This is a genomic window from Paenibacillus selenitireducens (genome assembly GCF_002021565.1).
In the GTDB taxonomy this organism is placed as follows: Bacteria; Bacillota; Bacilli; order Paenibacillales; family Paenibacillaceae; genus Paenibacillus_K; species Paenibacillus_K selenitireducens.
The window spans coordinates 19,083-38,589 of sequence record NZ_MSZX01000004.1; the positions used below are offsets into that span (position 1 = coordinate 19,083).

The 19,507-nt window shown below is 43.7% G+C and carries 14 protein-coding genes; 12 read left to right on the forward strand and 2 right to left on the reverse strand.

What is annotated here, in order from left to right; translation table 11 throughout:
* Positions 1-43 precede the first annotated feature (43 nt).
* From BVG16_RS10575 to BVG16_RS10605, 7 genes are all read left to right on the forward strand, one after another.
* Entirely contained in the window at positions 44-1,807 is a 1,764-nt protein-coding gene (locus tag BVG16_RS10575; RefSeq protein WP_078498534.1) for a sensor histidine kinase, read from the forward strand.
* A complete protein-coding gene (locus BVG16_RS10580) occupies positions 1,785-3,428 on the forward strand; it encodes a response regulator transcription factor (RefSeq protein ID WP_158081661.1) in 1,644 nt (547 codons plus the stop codon). The genes BVG16_RS10575 and BVG16_RS10580 overlap by 23 nt, the downstream gene beginning before the upstream one ends.
* A gap of 110 nt (positions 3,429-3,538) precedes the next feature.
* A complete protein-coding gene (locus BVG16_RS10585; RefSeq protein ID WP_078498536.1) occupies positions 3,539-5,242 on the forward strand; it encodes an extracellular solute-binding protein in 1,704 nt (567 codons plus the stop codon).
* A 131-nt stretch (positions 5,243-5,373) separates the two neighbouring features.
* The gene (locus BVG16_RS10590; protein WP_078498537.1) at positions 5,374-6,273 is read left to right on the forward strand and encodes an ABC transporter permease; all 900 of its coding nucleotides are present in this window, start codon (positions 5,374-5,376) and stop codon (positions 6,271-6,273) included.
* Positions 6,274-6,291: 18 nt separating this feature from the next.
* A complete protein-coding gene (locus BVG16_RS10595; RefSeq protein ID WP_078498538.1) occupies positions 6,292-7,176 on the forward strand; it encodes a carbohydrate ABC transporter permease in 885 nt (294 codons plus the stop codon).
* A 31-nt stretch (positions 7,177-7,207) separates the two neighbouring features.
* Positions 7,208-9,640, forward strand: a complete 2,433-nt coding sequence (locus BVG16_RS10600; protein ID WP_078499089.1) for a glycoside hydrolase family 38 N-terminal domain-containing protein — start codon at positions 7,208-7,210, stop codon at positions 9,638-9,640.
* 277 nt (positions 9,641-9,917) lie between these two features.
* The gene (locus tag BVG16_RS10605; RefSeq protein ID WP_078498539.1) at positions 9,918-10,316 is read left to right on the forward strand and encodes a hypothetical protein; all 399 of its coding nucleotides are present in this window, start codon (positions 9,918-9,920) and stop codon (positions 10,314-10,316) included.
* A gap of 104 nt (positions 10,317-10,420) precedes the next feature.
* Here the strand turns inward: BVG16_RS10605 and BVG16_RS10610 are convergent, their stop codons facing one another.
* On the reverse strand, positions 10,421-10,936 hold the full coding sequence (locus BVG16_RS10610; RefSeq protein ID WP_078498540.1) for an SRPBCC domain-containing protein: 516 nt from the start codon (positions 10,934-10,936) through the stop codon (positions 10,421-10,423).
* Between the two features lie 29 nt (positions 10,937-10,965).
* On the reverse strand, positions 10,966-11,310 hold the full coding sequence (locus BVG16_RS10615) for an ArsR/SmtB family transcription factor (protein ID WP_078498541.1): 345 nt from the start codon (positions 11,308-11,310) through the stop codon (positions 10,966-10,968).
* A 678-nt stretch (positions 11,311-11,988) separates the two neighbouring features.
* Between BVG16_RS10615 and BVG16_RS10625 the strand changes: the two genes are divergently transcribed.
* The 5 genes from BVG16_RS10625 (at position 11,989) to BVG16_RS10645 (ending at position 19,487) form a co-directional block, all read left to right on the forward strand.
* Complete coding sequence (locus tag BVG16_RS10625) at positions 11,989-12,471, forward strand: DinB family protein (protein WP_078498543.1); 483 nt, start codon at positions 11,989-11,991, stop codon at positions 12,469-12,471.
* 293 nt (positions 12,472-12,764) lie between these two features.
* Positions 12,765-14,225 (forward strand): spore germination protein, encoded by a 1,461-nt coding sequence (locus tag BVG16_RS10630; protein ID WP_158081662.1) that lies wholly within the window; start codon positions 12,765-12,767, stop codon positions 14,223-14,225.
* Between the two features lie 12 nt (positions 14,226-14,237).
* Positions 14,238-15,365, forward strand: coding sequence for a GerAB/ArcD/ProY family transporter (locus BVG16_RS10635; RefSeq protein ID WP_078498545.1), 1,128 nt, complete (start codon positions 14,238-14,240; stop codon positions 15,363-15,365).
* Positions 15,362-16,501 (forward strand): Ger(x)C family spore germination protein, encoded by a 1,140-nt coding sequence (locus BVG16_RS10640; protein ID WP_078498546.1) that lies wholly within the window; start codon positions 15,362-15,364, stop codon positions 16,499-16,501. The genes BVG16_RS10635 and BVG16_RS10640 overlap by 4 nt, the downstream gene beginning before the upstream one ends.
* 526 nt (positions 16,502-17,027) lie before the next feature.
* Complete coding sequence (locus BVG16_RS10645; protein ID WP_158081663.1) at positions 17,028-19,487, forward strand: ATP-binding protein; 2,460 nt, start codon at positions 17,028-17,030, stop codon at positions 19,485-19,487.
* The last annotated feature ends 20 nt before the right edge of the window (positions 19,488-19,507 follow it).

Consider the following 19,507-nt stretch of genomic DNA (forward strand, 5'->3'; position numbering starts at 1 on the left):
TTGCTTTTATTTCTTTCATGGGATTTTAGGAGGTAGGGAAAAAGTGCGTCTGTGGAGATCGTCTACATATCTCAACCTGGTTTTAACCTTTTTATTGTCGATTATTCCGATGTATACATTGAGTCTTTATATCAACTTGTCAGGTGCGGCAAGTGTCCGTCAGGAAATTACGAATTCGATGCAATCTCGGGTTCATTTCTACCTTTCCTCGTATGAAGACGAATTGAATCGGGTGACCAAATCCATGCGGGATTTCATAAATGACATAGATTTGTCCGATTTAAGCAATTTGTATCCAAACATACCCACCTATGAACGGTTTAAAATGCTCAATCGCTTGGAGAGCAAGCTCTTTTTCTTAAATAATTCCAGCCAGTATATTTTGAGTTCGAAGCTGTACATTCCCTCTATGGGAATTACGATTCATGAGAGAGGCTATGACGAGGTATCCATTCCAGATAAAGAAATAAGCGAGATTCGCTCTGTGCAATATAAAACACTTTCGCCTTTTACAATGCTGGGCGACCGCTTCTTCATGGGAAGCTTGTTCCCTTTAGGTATTACGGCTGCGCAGGCGCCGACTTCGGTCATTGAGGTTGAGATTTCTTTACAAAGTCTGAAAAACATGCTTAAACAAATTCCCAGTACATCAGAAGGGGGAGCGGTTTTATTTGCGAGGGAGCAAGATTGGCATATCACTTCCACCCAAGAAGATGAACTTATTCAAACATTAAAGGAGTTATGGGAGCAAAAAGCGGAAGATCACAAAGCGGGTAGCGAACGTCTTAAGATTGATAATCAATACTATCTCGTCACTTATGAGCCGTCCGATATGCTGGATGCCGCGCTGCTCGTATATGTTCCGGAGAAACAAATTCTTGATCCTATTAGCCGTTATTTCGTTATGTTATTGGTACTGTCCATTTTATCGGTCGCTGTCATTATCTTTTTCTCTTTTTGGATTTACCGGATGATTCATAAGCCTTTGCGCAGTCTTGTATCCGCTTTCCGTCGTGTGGAATATGGTGATATGGAAATTTCGATCCCCTATAAAACGGCCTTTGAATTCGGATACTTGTACCGGCAATTCAATGTTATGATCAGCCGACTGAATACGTTGATCCAGGAAGTGTACGAAGAAAAAATTCATAGCCAGCGAGCGGAGCTGAAGCAGTTGCAGTCGCAAATCAATCCACACTTTTTGTATAACAGTTTTTTTGTACTGAAGCGTATGATAACGGCGGATGATAATAAAAGCGCAATAAGCTTTGTTGAGCATCTCGGGAATTATTTTCAATATATTACAAGAAATGCGGATGACGAGGTAACGCTAGAAGCGGAGTGGCTGCACGCCCGTACCTATGCGGACATCCAGATGGCCCGTTTCCGAAAGAGGCTGCGGACCGATTTTGTCGGTGATCCGGGCTTGTATGCTTCTCTGAAAGTACCAAGGCTCATCATTCAGCCTCTTCTGGAGAATGCCTACCAATACGGACTGCTGAACAAGATTAAGGATGGAATCATCAGCGTTTCCGTTGAAGTAAAGATGGGATTCATCTGTATGGCTGTTGAAGACAATGGTGAAGAATTGATTGACGAGCAATTGAGTATGCTTCAAGCCAAACTGAATTCTCATTATGTACATATGGAAACGACGGGATTAATCAATGTGCATCGGCGTCTGCAATTGAAGTTTGGGACCAATGCCGGTGTCCTTGTTTCGCGCAGCTCTCTTGGCGGGTTGCGAACCGAGATTTACATTCCTATTGAGGAGGACAAAACGAATGTATCGACTATTGATTATTGATGATGAAGATGTGATTGTGGATGGTATGGCCGTTTTGTTTCAAGAGCAAACAGACATGGAGCTGGAGGTGTGTCGGGCCTACAATGTATTAGAGGCAATCGATTGGCTGAAGCAAACGAAGTTTGACATTGTTCTGTCCGATATTCAAATGCCAGGTATAACCGGACTCGAGCTGCAGCAGCGAATCATGGAGATTTGGCCCCGTTGCAAGGTCATTTTCCTGACAGGCTATAACGAATTTACCTATATCCACGAAGCGATGAGAAACGGATCGTTCGATTATATACTTAAGACGGAGACCGATGAGGTGATTATCGGATCCGTCAAGAAAGCGATCGTGGAGCTGGAAGAAGAGATGGAAATGCATAGCACGCTACAGAAAACAACGCATTTGCTGCAGCGGGCGCTGCCATATATTCAAAAAGAATACCTCCGCGATATCCTTCAAGGAGAGTCCTATGCGCTCGATAACCTTCGGAATCAGTTTTCCCAGCTATCCATTTCACTTGAGCCCTCTAAACCCGTACTATTGGTTGTTGGTCGCGTAGATGAGTGGCGAGAGGGACTGAGCACATTCGACCGGGCCTTGATCATGTATGCAGCGCAAAATATTTCGGAGGAATTGCTCGGTGTTTCAACTCGTGTCGCTTTTACAGATTACGAACGTTTCCGTATGCTTTGGTTCATCCAACCGAAATCGGATGATGAAGATTCGTGGGATCAACTCCATAGGTTCGTACAAGGTACATTGGAGCAAGTCCAACAGACGTGCAAGCATTTGCTCAAAATCAAGCTTTCGCTCATATCAGCTAGTCAGCCTTGCGAGTGGATGGAATTGCCTAACCGTTTTATTCATATCAAACGTATGTTCGGATATGGACTTGGCTTGGGTCAAGAGCTATTGTTGACCGACCAACCCTATACTATGGATTCTACGGATCAAAGCCGACTCGATTCCGTAATAAATCCTTTGCAGACTCATTTATGGATCGATTTAAAAAATGACTTGGAAGCCGGTCAACGTGAAGCCTACATGGCTGCATTTGATAAGATAACCGCTTTGCTTGCTGCCCAGGATGAGCAGACCGAGAAAGCAAGAACAGAGTGGTACTATACCTTAGTCGCCATTTACTTATCCGTTCTGAATGACAGTTCTGTTCTCTACCAAGCAGCAGAGCAGATGGACTTGGATAAGCTGACGAAGATGCAAGCCCATGAGACATGGAGTTCGGCGTTTGAATATTTGCGAGAATTAGCGGAATTGATTTTTACTCATCGTTTAAAGGGCCATGCGAACTCTGAGAACGGCATCATAACGAAAATCAAGAAGTATATTTACGAGTTTTTGGACGGAGACCTTTCCTTGACATGTTTAAGCAATTTCGTATCACTGAACCCTTCTTATTTATCGAGATTATACAAGAAACATACAGGGGAATCGCTCACTGAGACGATCAAACAAGCCAGACTACAGAAGTCTAAGGAGCTTCTGAGAAATCCCAGCATTCGGATGACGGATATTTCGGAGTGTGTCGGTTTCCTGTCCGAACGATCCTTTTACCGTTTTTTTAAATCGATCACCAATCTGACACCACAGGAATACCGCGAACTGCAGAAGTAAACAATGGTCACGATAAGTATAAATGCGTCAGTAGATTGAGAACAGCACCACCTCCTATAATACAGAGGAATAGATCTTCAAAATCATTGTACGATGAGGGGGGAATTGGTTTGAACAGACGAAAGTATGTATCCTTAGCAATGGCTTTCTTTATGAGTGTCGCCCTGATGACTACAGCTTGCAGCGATGCAGGCAATAATGCCACAAGCAGTCCGTCTGCAACTGGCAACACGAACAAACCGTCAACAACAGGAACAGCGGATCCATTTGGGAAATACGAAACTCCCATTGATGTCCATGCGGTGCGCGGCATTAATGGGAGTTATAAATTTCCGCAGGGAGAGGATATCGGCAATAACCTCTGGACGAGGGCTTATAAGGACGAGCTCGGCATTAATCTGATTTATGACTGGGTTGCAGACAACTCGGGCGGGAATGATAGCGCATACATGAAGAAGCTGAACCTCTTGATAGCTTCCGGTGAGTTGCCAGATATTGTGGCTGCGAACTCCAAGCAGTTCAAGCAGCTGGCCGAGGACGGACAGTTAGCCGATCTCACGGATGTTTTTGCTAAATACGCTTCCCCTTATTTGAAGGATGTGGCTCAGCAGGATGGCGGTATGGCCATGAATTCCGCTACGATCCAAGGAAAACTATTGGCGATTCCCGGATTTAACGGAAATATTACAGATGCCCGCGTTCTTTGGATTCGTTCGGACTGGATGAAGAAGTTAAATCTGCCCGAACCGAAGAATATGCAGGATCTGTTCAACATCATAGAAGCCTTCGCTACCAAGGATCCGAATGGCGATGGCGGTAAAGGTGTTGTGGGATTGGCAGCCGATAAGAACATCTATGATGGTTTTGCCGATTTGCAGAGCTTCTTTAATGGTTATCATGCTTATCCGAATGGCGTGTGGATCAAAGATGCCTCCGGTCAGTTGGCGTACGGTGCCATACAGCAGGAAATGAAGTCGGCTCTTGCGAAGCTGCAGGAGCTATACAAATCCGGATTCATCGATAAGGAATTCGGAGTGAAGGATGCGGCCAAAGAGGCAGAGCTGGTCGGGCAAAATAAATTAGGTATTGCGTTCGGGTCCAACTCCAATCCGTACTATCCTTTTGATGACGCGCGTAAGCTAAATCCCAATATGGATTGGAAGGCCTATCCGATTCTTTCTATCGATGATAAACCGGCTCGTCCTACCGTAGGGTTCCCGATCGGTACGTATTATGTTGTGAAGAAGAATTATAAGCATCCCGAAGTCATTGTTAAGATGTTTAACATGAACTATGAGAAGTTTTTTGGAGAAACGGGTGATTGGAACAAATGGGGAGTGACGAAGGACCGTTTGGAAGCATTCAAGTGGCCATTTGTGTATGGCTTCCCACCCAACAAGGATGTTCCCGGACGATACGAGGCTTTGAAAAAAGCTGTAGCATCGAATGATCCTTCATCTATGAATGGTGAACAAAAAGCGGATTATGATGCTTATCAAGCCTACAATAGCGGCGATCAAACGAAATGGTCTACGGTCCGTCAAGCAGGTCCTACCGATTCCTCTTTCGCGGTCCTTAATACGTATAAGGAAAAAGGGCTTTTGTATACGAATGAATATCAAACTAGCTTGCAGACGAAGACGATGACGCTTAAATTCTCAACGCTATTGAATTTGGAAAAAGAGATGATTACGAAGATTATCGTAGGAGCATCGTTAGACGAGTTTGATAAATTCGTTGAGAACTGGAATAAGTCCGGCGGTGACCAAATTACGAAAGAAGTCAATGAGTGGGCTGCGACCCAAAAGAAGTAAGCCCGTACAGTTCTAGCTGAAATATCGAGGAATCGGATAATCATAAAGAGTTCTAAGAAAAAGAAAGGGAAAAGATGGGTCACTCTTCTTTTCCCTTTCTTTATCCTAACAACCGGATGGTGGGATGACGGATGAAAACCGTTAAATGGAGACGCGAGTTACCTTTGCATATATTGGTATTTCCAAGCTTAATTATTGTATTTCTATATTGTTATATTCCTATGTTCGGCAACATCATTGCGTTTCAAGATTTTAGACCTATCAAAGGGCTTCTGGGTTCGGAGTGGACGGGACTCACTAATCTGAAATATGTGCTGGAAATGCCAAACACGTACCGCATTATTTGGAATACGGTCTACATTTCTACGATGAAAATTATGATGGGTAATATCGTTCCGATTATCATCGCTCTAATGTTGAATGAGATCCGAAAAACATATGTAAGACGGAGCATACAAACCATGATTTATTTCCCTTATTTCCTTTCGTGGGTCATTCTTGCTGGAATTCTCATCGATATTCTTTCAGTCCAGAATGGTATTGTTAATCAAGCATTGGGGTGGTTCGGTATCCAGCCTATTTACTTCCTCGGGAATAATACATGGTTTCCCATTACACTTGTTGTAACGGATACATGGAAAGAATTCGGCTTCAACACGATCGTTTTCTTGGCTGCATTGACAAGCATCAATCCGTCTCTCTACGAAGCGGCACTGATAGATGGCGCCAATCGATGGAAGCAGACCCTACACATCACACTGCCGGGAATTTTACCTATCGTCATTCTGATGACGACGCTTAGTTTAGGTAATGTCTTAAATGCAGGCTTTGACCAAGTGTTCAATTTATACAGTCCTCAAGTTTACGAAAGTGGAGATATTTTGGATACCATGATTTATCGTATCGGAGTCGCAGATGCTCAATATGGCCCGGCAACCGCCATTGGATTACTGAAATCAAGCGTTTCGCTGATGCTGATCTCGGTCTCCTATTGGATGGCTTACCGGTTTGCGAATTACCGAATTTTCTAGAATGGGGAGGTTAACACAATGATACGACGCGTCTCCGTGTCACGGAGTCTGTTCGACATTTGCAATTATATTTGCTTAATCGCGCTTTCGTTGCTGTGCATCTTGCCTGTTATCCAGGTCATCGCCGTTTCATTCAGCTCGAGTAGTGCCGCAGCGTCGGGGTTAGTCAAGCTATGGCCGGTCGATTTCTCACTGAAATCTTATGAATTCATTTTAAAGAAACAAGACTTTCTAGGGTCGTTCCTGATTTCCGTAATGCGAGTCATATTGGGAACTAGTATTAGTATGTTTTTAACGGTAACGCTGGGATATGCACTTTCCAAAGAAGTGAAGGATTTCCGTATGAGGACCGTTTATGCCTGGTATTTTGTTTTTACGATTTTATTCAGTGGCGGATTAATTCCATGGTATTTGACGATTAAATACACGCATTTATTGGATACGATTTGGGCTCTAGTCATCCCGGGAGCGGTGACGGTGTTTAATGTCATTCTCTTGCTTAATTTCTTTCGGGGACTGCCCAAAGAGCTAGAGGAATCGAGTTTCATCGATGGAGCAAGTCATTGGACGACGTTATGGAAAATTTCCCTTCCACTTTCCATGCCCTCCATAGCGACGGTAACGTTGTTTACGGTTGTTGGACATTGGAATTCCTGGTTTGACGGTCTCATGCTTATGAATTCGCCAAGTCATTACCCGCTTGCCACTTATTTGCAGACAGCAGTAATTCAACAGGATTTCGCCAACATGCGCGCCGAGGATGTGAAAACCTTATCTCAGATATCGGATCGGACTACACGTGCGGCGCAAATCTTTATAGGCGCTTTACCGATTATTGCAGCCTATCCGTTTTTACAAAAATATTTCATGACCGGCTTAGTTATGGGAAGTGTCAAGGAATAGAGAAGGAGTAGAGAGGGAGTTGAATCATCCTATGAAGAAGCCAACCCGAAAATGGACTTTGGATATCATCCATCATTCTCATACGGATATCGGTTATACCGAACGTCAAGAGAAGATCGAACGTTATCACGTTCATTTTATTAAGCAAGCCATACAGATCCTAAGCAGTATCAAGTCAGGTGAAAAGAAAAATTGGGAAGGCTTTAAATGGACTTGTGAAACGTTCTGGCCCGTGGAACGGTTTTTGGCTCAGGCAACGGAAGAAGAGGCGAAGGCGTTACAAGTCTTCATCCAGGACGGGGATATTTCATTGTCCGGCAACTATCTGAATATGACTGAGCTTATTCATGCCGACCTTCTTGCACGAATGATCAAGCGCTCGACGGATTACGCCAACTCCTTTGGCGTTACGCTGGACTCTGCAATGACAGCCGATATCAATGGATACAGCTGGGGATTCGCGCAATGTTTATTAGACGCTGGTATCAATAACCTATTCTCGTGCATCCACACGCATCACGGCATGTATCCGCTGGGACAAAAGCAAACGCCTTTTTGGTGGGAAACTCCTGGCGGTGATCGGCTGCTCGTGTGGAACGGGGATCATTATAATCTTGGAAATGACTTGGGGTTAGCCCAGAATGCGATTCACTCCTACATTATTCGTGACGAGTTCAACACTCCACCTATCGTGAACAATCATTGGGAGATCATGGAGGCTCGAATTATGCGCTACTTGAGCCGCTTGGAGGAGGAAGGTTATCCTTATGATTTTACTCCGATTGCGCTTTCCGGGATTATCGTGGACAACGCCCCGCCAAACGGCTCCATTATGGATCTGTTCCATCAATGGAATGAGATTCACGGAGATATAGTAACGATTCAAATGACGACTTTATCGGACCTATTTGCAAAGCTTAGACAGCAGAAGGATATTGATATTCCCGTCTATCGCGGTGACTGGCCAGATTGGTGGTCGGATGGTGTTGCTTCGACAGCTGCACACACTCAACTTTTCAGGGATGCACAGCGCAATTTCCAACTTCTCACTCGACTTGATCCGAAGAATAACATCATTCCCAAAGCCGCTGTTCGGGAGATAGAGGAGCATCTCACTCTTTATGCGGAGCATACTTGGGGATATTCACATTCGGTTAGCGAGCCTTGGAATCCCATGGTGCAATCGCTCGGTGCTCGCAAGGAAGCTTACGCTGCCAATGCGAGCCGGCTTGTCCATACCGCTATTGATGCCGTATTGGAGGCCAAGGGTGAAGTCATGCTCGCACCAGGCCGACAAATGCGCTACAAAGTAATCAATCCGTTTCCGCATGAAATCCGGGTTATAGCCAAGATGTACTTGGATTATTGGGAGCTTCCTTTGATTCGAGATGGCTTTGAGGTCAGAGAGGAAGGCCAGACTGACGTAATTATCCATCAGCTAAGCCAAGTTAGTCGGGGCACGGAAGTGTCCATCCTGATCACGCTGAAGGCAGAGGAAGAAAAAATGTTCCGTATTATGCCTCATTCAGTCGAGATAGGGAAGACGACCTCGAGCTTTAACTTAATCGGTTCGGACCGAGTGAAGGACGTTCGCGATTTTCGGATGGAAGAACAGCCATTCTACGTGACGGAAAACGCCGTGGAGAGTGCTCATGTCTTGATCACCTGGGAGGCGGGAAAAGGTATCGTATCTTGGATTGACAAGCATTCAGGGGTAGAACTCATCGATACATCGGCTCCACACTCGGCTTTTGCTCCGGTCTACGAAGTGACGCCGGTGAAGGATAGGGGTCTGATCCGCCAGACGCGTACGAGAATGGGGCGGAACCGGAAGGGCATGAACGTGCAGAGGACCGTAGGCAGGCTTGTTCAAGTGCGCGAAGTGGAACGGGGTCCGCTTTGGATCACGATAGAGCAAGAGTATGAAACGGCAGGGATGAGCTATTACACGCTGAGACTGACGGTTTATGCTCATGAGCCTAGAGTGGACGCGACGATACGCCTACATAAAGACAGTGTGTGGGAACCGGAGAATGTGTATATTTCACTACCGATGTATATGCCTAACGCTCAGCTTTGGTTCGAGAAATCGGGTGCGCTCATGCAGCCAGGAATTGACCAGATTCCAGGTACAGGCTTAGATTTCTATTGTATTCAAGACGGGTTGGGTTGGATCGGCCAAGATCAAGGTTTGGCTATTGCCATACCGGATGCACCTTTAGTCCAAATCGGCCCGCTTGCTTTTGGGGATCGGAAGCTGCAAGGTCAGCAGGACGGTAACGAAACAAGAGTGGTATACTCGTGGATATTAAACAATTTCTGGGAGACGAATTTTAAAGCGACACTGGGGGGCTTCTATGAGTTCCGATATTCGGTTTATTGGGGCAATAACTTGAACACAGCAGAGAAGGCAATCGCTCAATGTCAGTTATCCAATCAACGAGTTATAAACTACCGAGCATAGGAGCGGGATCAAGAAGCTTGGAGCGGGTATGAAGCTGTCGCGACGGAGCTTGCTCAGGCACCCTCAAGTACTAATCTGCAATTTAATCAAGTAGAGGCGGATCACCAATAGCGGAACAGAACAAGAAGCAGTTTGCTACGGCAGCTGCTTCTTTCGTTTATTAAACAATTTGGCAGATTAGTGCAACTTTCCATTATTTGGTGTCGTTTAAGGAGTGAAACAGACGGGACAACGGTTATAGAGTGAAGAGCGAGAAAACTTTTAGGAGTGAACAAATGTGAGGATGTATTCTAAAAGCATTAGAATATTGATTGGTGTGGTTTTTATCGTTTGTGTAGTGGGAGGTGTAATGGTATTCCAAAGCACATATGCTAAAAGTACGACTAATCAAAGCCACACAGATTCTCCTAACTATCCTGAAAATGAACATGGACAGACATACGGTTCTAGCGCAGATGCTACTTCTCCAGAAACGGAACCTGAATTAATCAGTGCTATAGGAGTGGATGGCACTGCAGGATATGTGCTGAAAAAAGACTTAGATGGTGAGCTACCAAAATCACCCGAGGAAGCCATTGCGATACAGAACAGTAGATCACCAGGTGGTCATGATATTCCACTGTATGACGTTGATGGTGAAACCGTAATTGGTGTGTTTCATGTTGGAGAAAAGTAATCAAAGGTATTGGCGGTAAGGATTAATCACGCGCGTTTCAAACAAAACGCCAAAATTAAAACAGCCGCCGGCTCTCAAAGCCAGGCGGCCGTCCCCATATTTCCTTACTTGCTCACGTTCAGACGCTCTTCCAGACGGTCCCAAGTTTCGGTGATGCCCTGCAGCATGCCCATGTCCATAACGGTCTTGAGCGCCTCCGCGGAGACATATTCACCGCGGTTAATCAGCTTTGTCTTGCCGCCGAGATCGATGAATTCTAACGTGACCTCGGTCGATGGCATGCTCTCGTTCGTATTGCCTTCGGCATCTGAGAAGTAATCGGTGTAGATGATCTTCTCCGGCTCGACAATTTCCTTATAAACAGCTTTGCCCCAAGATTCCATGCCGTAAAATTCACCTAGGTTTTGATCGACGCACTTCATGCAGTAGTGCCAAAAACCGCCCGGTTGAAAATCGACGTTGCAAATTGGAATCTCCCAGCCTCTCGGTCCCCACCAATGCTTGAGATGCTCAGCTTCTTTAAACATCTTGAATACGAGATCGCGCGGCGCGTCGAAAATGCGCTCCAGCACCAGCACCCGATCGTTCTCTACCCTCGAAACCATTGAATTGTTTGTCATTGTAATTCCTCCTCATTCATTTGATGATCTTATGATTTTTCCTTATTTTGCAGTTCCCGCAAGTAGTCCTCCAGATTATCGAATCTGTCTTCCATGGCGCGCCGGAAGGACTTCACCCAAGAATCGAGAGCTTGGAAGGGCTCGGGCCGGAGCTTGTAGATCCGGCGGTTGGCTTCGGCCTTTACTTCCAAAATCCCACTGTCGCTAAGCACCTTCAAATGCTTCGAGGCTTGGGGCTGGCGAAGTCCCAGCCGATCGGCGATTTCCCCCACGGTCAGGGGACCTTCGCGCAAGAGTTCGACGATATCCATACGATTCGGTTCGGCCAAACCGCTCAGCGTCATCATATTTATGCCCCGATTCTTCGCTGACATGTCGCTCACCTCGTTAATTGATGGTCTCTCGGTATGATCTCATCTCCTTCATCACTATTATCCTTCCTGTTGGTTTTAATATACATGATCAGGAATATTCCTGTAAAGGAATATTGATAAAAAACATGGGATCGGTTCAGTACCGATCCCATGTTATCTCATGGACGTTTCCTTAACGCGCAAGCGTCCACGTACACTTATTCAGCTAGGAAATTCAATTAAAAACGTTTTTTATCTACAGCAATCAATTGATTCCGATTAGAATTAGATCATATTACCTTTGGATATAACAGTTTCGACCGTTTAATAGGGGATGTCAGCTGTGGTAATTATCTAAATGATGGGGATATGGCCAATATTATCGACTTTGACGATGCGGAATATAGCTGGCTTGTGTCTGATATTGCTACACCATTATTTTATGAAATCCCTATCCCGTGGGTTTTATCCGCGCTATATAGAAGCAGAGATTTTAATGCTCCTGATTGGAGTGAATGGGATGAACAAACTCGACGCTTCTATTATTTCAACTTACTGAATAACACACCATATATTGATATGGACTTTTCGCGAATGTAAAATATACGCTTGTAGTTCATTCCAGAAAGAAGGAACTTATCAAGTTGTGTTGAACAAACTAATGAAGATGAAAGTTAATATTTTTAAAGGGGTTTATTTATGTATAAAGAACGTATTATTAAAGAGAAATTAGGTTTAATAGAATGGTCAAATTCTTTGAGAAACTTGTCAAATGAACTATGGTTCAAGGAATTTCATAATGGAACGTGGGGTACTGCTGACGTAATATCCCATTTTATATCCTGGGACCAATTTATGATAGAAAATCGGATAACTTATATCCTGAAAGACGAGAGTCTTCCTACAAATACTGTAGATGTTGAGTCGATTAACAAGGGAGCAATTAGCTATGCAAGAACAGGTATATCGAAAGAAGAGGTAATAAATAGGTTTATCTCTGTCCGCAAAGAGTTAGTTTCCCTTATAGATGTTATTCCAGCAGAGAAATTCAACCAACCGTTTCCAGGAAAAGAAACTATGACTCTATATGAATATTTTGTTGGAATGGTCAATCATGATCTAAAACACAAAGAACAAATAGACTCTTTTTTAAAGAACCAAGAAGGAGAGTCGTTCCGATAGAAGGATACTGACATCGAGGAATCAATCGGGGCAAGGCATGCAACACGAGTGATATCATACATAAGAACCGTATAAAGATAATACATACAACAACTGTCAGGGAGTTCATTCTCTGACAGTTTTTTTGTTTTTTTAACCTGTTTGAGATTCCACACGCATGTAACTGTACCTCAGGAACGGATATATGCATGATCTGGTAATACGCAGGGTAACCTGAACTTAACCGAAAATTGGAATATTTTGATGATCGTGATGTGCAAGTCTATCCCATGATGGATGAGAGAAGGGCAAGGATGTCAGTATACAGCGAACAGATTCAGAATCAGTTGAAGAAGCTAATTCATCATAGCGACGGATTAGTCGTGAAAGCGATCGGTAAACGCATAGCAGTCTGTTATATGACGGGAATGATTGATACCGCTCAATTGAACTTGAACCTGCTCGGGCGCTTACCTGTAAAAGAACATATCGAATCGCTAGATAAGCTGTTGGATTATATCGCAATCGGCGACTGCCAACGCTTTGAACAGCTTACAGATGCGGTTGACAAGCTGATCAGCGGATTTGCGATCGTGACGTTGGAAGGTGCGAACGGCGGATTACTCGTGAATGTGGTCAACATCCCCTCACGTTCTCCAGGTAACGCAGAGACCGAATCCACCATTTATGGACCGATGATTGCCTTCACCGAATCCATGGAGAATAATATTGCTTTACTCCGATCCTACATTACGAGTACGGACTTCATGCAGGAGGCGATTCAGGTCGATTCAGAAACCGGTACGTTGGCCAATATGCTCTACATGAAAGAGGAAGACGCCAGCCCCTTCGTGGAAATCATTCGCAAGCGAATTCGGAAACGTAAAATGAAAGGGCTGATCGGAAGCCCCTTGTTTCTTCAACTTCTCGCGGATAATAAATACTCGTTGTTTCCCGAAATGAGTCTATCTGAACGCCCGGACCGAACGGCACAAGCTTTACTGGAGGGTAAGGTTGTTGTGATGGTGGAAGGGAATTCTCAGGTCATTATCGGTCCCAACGCGTTCATTGACTTTTTTCATTCGGTCGAGGACCGCTATTCTACATGGGGAATCGGAATGTTCACTCGATTTCTGCGAACCTTTGCCCTGGTGCTCTCCATATTTTTGACTCCAATGTATGTTGCTGCTTTAACCTTCCATTATGAAATGATTCCAATGCCTTTGCTGGAGCCGCTCATTATATCACGGTCACGCGTCCCTTTTCCGCCATTAATCGAAGCGCTGGTCATGGAGATTTCCATTGAACTGCTGCGGGAAGCAGGTGCTCGGCTACCAACGAAGGTTGGTCAAACGATGGGTATCGTAGGCGGTATCGTTATTGGTCAAGCTGCTGTACAAGCAGGTTTTACGAGCAATACGTTGATTATGCTGGTGGCTCTTTCTGCATTAGGTAGTTTTACAACACCGAATTATATGATGGGTTCGTCCATTCGGTTAATCCGCTTTCCAATGCTCATCGCAGCCGGTTTTTTAGGGCTGATTGGAATCGCATTTTTTACCGCATTTTTATGCATTCATTTGCTGCGCATGACCAGTTATGGCAAACCATATATGTATCCCATGTATCCCCCGAATAAGAAGGGACTCATCGATACCATGCTGATGACGGTCCCATCTTTGTTTTCTTACAAAACGGATCTAGCGAGCAGTAACATTCGAGGTTGGAAGACGCGTTTATCCAGATGGTTTACATCTGACAGTGAAGCGGAGTGAAGAGGAGAAGCTATGGATATACGATATACCCCAAGAAAGAACTTTCAATTTCATGCTTTTCTTCTGTTCTTTGTCATTTGTAATGTTCAGATTGGCGTAGGTGTGTTTAGTTATGAGCGATATATTTATCAGGTCTCAGGGCATGACGCATGGATCTCGGTAGTTCTTGCAGGTCTGATCACACATTTGACGGTATGGCTAATCGTTCGCATGCTTGAAAGGTATGGATCTACGGATCTGTATGGCATCCATTATGATGTCTTTGGCAAGCTTGCAGGGACCCTATTGAATTGCTTGTATATGTTGTATTATCTATGCGTTACCGCGATTATGATGCGAAATTATGTCGAGGTGATACAAGTTTGGATCTTTCCGGATCTTCCGGCGTGGCTGGTCATTGTCTTGCTCTCGCTTTTAACGATTTATGCAGGATATGGCGGGATACGTGTCATTATTGGCATGTGTGTGTTAGGTTTCATCGTCATTCTGTTCACTGCATTCCTATTCTACTCTCCCTTGAAATACGCGATATGGACGCAACTGCTCCCGGTCATGGAGACGGATGCATGGCATGTGATGAATGGCGCTGTTCGAATGGGCTTTAGTCTATCCGGGTTCGAGCTTATTCTGCTGCTCTATCCTTTCATTCGCAATAAGGAGCGAACGATGCTTCACACTCAGCTTGGGGTTGCTTGCAGTAATGTCATCTATCTTGTGACGATGATCATATCGATCGTCTACTTCTCGCCGTCTCAGCTGTTGCGCTCCATCTGGCCATCGATTAATATGCTGAAGATCATCAAGTACCCGTATTTGGAACGGTTGGAGTTTATCGTGGTATCTGTATGGATGCTTGTAGCACTAACAGGACTATTATTGAATACATGGGCCATTACAAGAGGCTTCAAACGTATGTGGAATTGGAATCAGAAGACGATGCTTGTGATCGTGTCTATTATTACAGTAGCGTTATCGCTCAGCTTTGAGGCGCATTCGCAAATCGCGCAGATGAACAAATGGATCGGGAAATGGAATGTTGCGTTATCTTTTGTGTATCCGATGTTACTAAGCTGTATTGTTGCGATTGTATTTGCTTTTCGAAGACGGAAAGCATCCAGTAAGGGGGAAGGCTCCAGGTGAAAGGATTGCGCTTCATTTCGGTATTTGTCATCCTATTGTTGCTAAGCGGCTGCCTCAAGACGAATGTGCTTGAGCGTCTGTCCATTCTCGTTGCCATTGGATATGATGCCAAAGAAGATAATACCTTTAAGGTTACAGCCGCATTGATGGAATCTCAACCGGATGTCAAGGATATGAATCGAACGGTTTCTGTTGATGCAGCTACGAGCAAAGGAGCTCGTCGGAAAATGAATGAGATGCTCCCTCATGAAATTGCGAATGGGCAGCTGCGGGTTATTTTGCTGGATCGCAATATTTTCCGTTTAAAGATGTTGAATGAAGTGGATGTCCTCAGCCGTGATCCTGCTTTTGGGGATATGGTCATGGTTGCGATTGTAGATGGCTCGGTTCAGGATCTGTTGACTTATCCGTACAAAAATAAATCGAATATTGGCGTCACAGTCAATAGTTTGCTTGATCATAACATGAAGTGGAATTGGGGACCGTTAATGACCTTACATGAATTTACACATAGCCGGGATATTCATACCAAGGAGTTGGCGATCCCGATGATGAAAAGGGAAGGAGAGGAGATTGCGTTAAAGGGCGTCGCTTTGTTACATGGGGATCATATTGTCGGTGAAGCGACGCCGAGAGAGGGGTATTTTCTCAAGACCATGAAAGGAGAGAAAACGTCCTTTTTGTATGAAACGGTTATCAAAAAATCAGCGATGCAAGCCAGTGGTATGGCGCAATTTCTGGCCATGAATGACGGCAAGGACGAGGTCAAAGTCGTATTTCATGTGATTCAGAGTAAGGGAACGATCAAGCTTCTGGATTCCCAAAACATTAAATTTGACGTCAATCTTCATATCGATATGGATATTCAGGAGATTTCCGAACGTTATTCATTCGAGAAAACAGGTGCAGTTGAGGCTTTGAAACGTCAATTGAGCAAGGAATTAACAGCGCACTTGCAACAATTTTTGGATAAGCTTCGCAAAGTGAATTCGGATTGCGTCGGTTTCGGAGAGAAGTATCGAAGTCTTGTGCCGCATACTAAGCTTGAAAATGAGAAATGGAGGGAAGCCTTTCCGAAGTCCTCGATACAAGGTCGGGTGGATATCGATATTATTCGAACAGGAACAATTGAGTAGCAGGATGCGAGATGCGCATACGATCGAACAGAATCATGTCTGTTCGATTTTTTGTTATTACGAAAGTTCACGAATTTGAAATTGTTAGGGGGATATGATGAAGAAAACATATTTAATAAATATCGACAACAAAATAGGTTAAAAGTCATGTTGTATATTCATGTCTAGACACGAAAACATATGCAAATCCGTTAAAGTTATTGGATTTATCCAACATAGCAATCCAGTGCCCTTAGGTTGTGATAGGGTGTTTTTTTTTACCAGTCGTCTATATATTGTGAACTTATGAAGTATCTCTTACAATCATCTAAGACCGTACGAGTACGCTAGTCTTGCAACTTCCTCTCTTCCATCCATAATTCTTGGATTTGTTCCCCTGCCAATAGACCTATTAAACATGTCTCTAATCGTTAAAATTCGATGAGTTAATAAATACGCAATACTTTAGTAAATATTTTCCGTCATGCTGAGGTCAAAACCAGCGTTTTATTTTGGATGATTATCGTAGAGGTGGAACATGATTCTTATGGAAATATTACTTCATTCCTTTTCTTTTTTATTAGTGGCAGCTAAATTCAGAAATTGGATTTCAATAGATCAATTATTTATGCTTTTTGAATTTGTGGGGGTTCAATTGGTTATCCTTATTATTCTATTTATGAAATCCAGTAAAGTAAGAGCTCAAGTGGAGGATTCCAAGTCGGATCTCTTCGATATTTTATTCTATCAACAAGGTATTATTGCGAAGGTAGAGAAACGGAAACGCGAATTTATAATTACTGTTTCGGGCGGTTCGTTGTTGTTGGATTTGGGATTACAATCCTCAGAACTTACGGGAAAATCGATTGATGAATTACAAAACATTTCTCTGGGTACGAAAACATATTTGAAGAATCAGTTAGAGAAAGCGTGGAACGGTCACCTTGTAACGGATGAGTTTATCATCAACGATCGTCATATTACCTTTACCATCTACCCTCATTATGAGGAATCTTGCATCGTTTCATTAATTTGTGTTGGTTTGGATTATACGGAGCGTGTGAGAATCGATCGAGAGAATCAGTCGAAAAGTCAATTTATATCCCATATGAGTCATGAAATACGAACACCGATTAGCGGTATCGTTGGTCTATCTTATTTGTTAAAAGAAACGGAATTGTCCCCGTTGCAAGCAGATTATGCCGGTAAAATACTGTTATCATCGCATTCCGTTCTAGGTATGCTCGACGATATCTTAGATTTATCCAGTATTGAATCCGGGAAATTAAAGTTACTACCTAGTACTTTTCACATAAAAGAAATCCTAGAAAATTTAGCAAGCATACTTAGTGGTCTATTGCATAACAAAAGGCTTAAATTTATTATCAATGATTCTAGTCGCCTGCCAGCCCTGTTTTACGGCGATTCCCTACGACTGGAACAAATCTTATTAAATGTATTGACGAATGCTGTGAAATTTACGCAACACGGTTACATATCTGTTAAAGTGGAAGAAATGAATCGAGCGAATGGTGTATCCTATATTCAATTTACGATAGAGGATACGGGGATTGGAATTTCACAAGATCAGATCGATAAGATATTCAGACCCTTTACGCAAGCTGATGACGACATCAGTCGCCAGTTCGGCGGAACAGGGCTGGGGTTGGCTATTTGCAAGTATTTGGTCGAATTCTTAGGAGGATCTATTGATCTAGAAAGTACATTAGGAATGGGCAGTAAATTAACCATACAGCTGCCATTTGAAATATCGCAAGGACCTATGCTAGTAGAACAGATCACGAGAAGTTCGCAAATGGATAGAAACCAAACAGCACTTGTAATCGAACGCGATGTTGTGATCCGGCAAGGTTTGTGTGCGTTGCTGGCTTCCTTGGGCATACAAGTTGAATGGTGCGAGGATTTCGAAGAAGCGCAGATTCGATGCGTTGCGTTTGATTTCATCGTGACGGATTTGCATGTGTATGAAGGTGAAGGTACGTTGAACAAGTGGGTTCAATGGAGGGATCAAGTTTCAAGGACAAACAGTAAGATCATCGGGGTCGTTACGACCCATGTTCGAGATGAATTTTCGAAGTATCCCGCTTACATTCAACCTGATGCTTACATGATCAAACCTGTGAGTCAGAAGGGACTATATCGTGTCTTAGAATCCATGAACAGACGCGAAGAGGCAAGTAGCAGTCTTACACCATCTGGATTTGTGAAACAACCATGCTGGATGTCTTGTATGCATAATGTGAATGTAATGCTCGTTGAGGATCATGAGATCAATCAGCTTGTGATTACGGAAATGATTCGTTCGCGCTGTGGGCTAATTACCGTAGTGAGCAATGGCTACGATGCACTGAAGAAATTAGCTATAGCTGAATGGGATATCATCCTGATGGATGTTCATTTGCCTGAGCTGGATGGAGTCGACACGACGCGAATCATCCGTGGGGAAGAACGTTATCGAGATGTGCCTATCATCGCACTAACGGCCAACATGGTTGTTCAGGACCATGGCACGTATTATCAAGTGGGTATGAACGATGTGGTCGTCAAACCGTTAAGTGAAACAAAATTAGATTTTATCATGGATAAATGGGTGAAAAAACGAAGGGAAACTCATGAATCTATCGTTCCGATTAAGGATATGGATTTTACAGGGATCCAAGGAATTGATGTTTCGTCTTTGCTTGATCGTGTTGGAGGGAAACAACATATTCTCATTCGAATCCTAGAGAACTTTTATCATGAATATTCTGATTTCTCGGAGAGGCTACATAACGTGCTTGATCAGGGGATTACCGAAGAAGCTTATAAAATGGTCCATACGCTGCATGGTGTTGCTGGACATATCTCTGCATATACATTGACGAATTACGCATCTCGTTTAGAAGAGGTCTTGGACCAAGGTGAGGCATACCATCTGCATCTCGTTGATATACAACGTGCATTACAAGAAATCTTAAATTCTCTGGAGGACGTTATTGCAAAATAACTTTACTATCGAAAGGTTGT

Coding starts and splice junctions, on each gene's coding strand:
- BVG16_RS10600 (WP_078499089.1), top strand. CDS start 7,208: ATGAAGAAGCCAACCCGAAAATGGACTTTGGATATCATCCATCATTCT.
- BVG16_RS10610 (WP_078498540.1), bottom strand. CDS start 10,936: ATGACAAACAATTCAATGGTTTCGAGGGTAGAGAACGATCGGGTGCTG.
- BVG16_RS10615 (WP_078498541.1), bottom strand. CDS start 11,310: ATGTCAGCGAAGAATCGGGGCATAAATATGATGACGCTGAGCGGTTTG.
- BVG16_RS10590 (WP_078498537.1), top strand. CDS start 5,374: ATGAAAACCGTTAAATGGAGACGCGAGTTACCTTTGCATATATTGGTA.
- BVG16_RS10645 (WP_158081663.1), top strand. CDS start 17,028: ATGGAAATATTACTTCATTCCTTTTCTTTTTTATTAGTGGCAGCTAAA.
- BVG16_RS10595 (WP_078498538.1), top strand. CDS start 6,292: ATGATACGACGCGTCTCCGTGTCACGGAGTCTGTTCGACATTTGCAAT.
- BVG16_RS10630 (WP_158081662.1), top strand. CDS start 12,765: ATGTCAGTATACAGCGAACAGATTCAGAATCAGTTGAAGAAGCTAATT.
- BVG16_RS10625 (WP_078498543.1), top strand. CDS start 11,989: ATGTATAAAGAACGTATTATTAAAGAGAAATTAGGTTTAATAGAATGG.
- BVG16_RS10580 (WP_158081661.1), top strand. CDS start 1,785: ATGTATCGACTATTGATTATTGATGATGAAGATGTGATTGTGGATGGT.
- BVG16_RS10635 (WP_078498545.1), top strand. CDS start 14,238: ATGGATATACGATATACCCCAAGAAAGAACTTTCAATTTCATGCTTTT.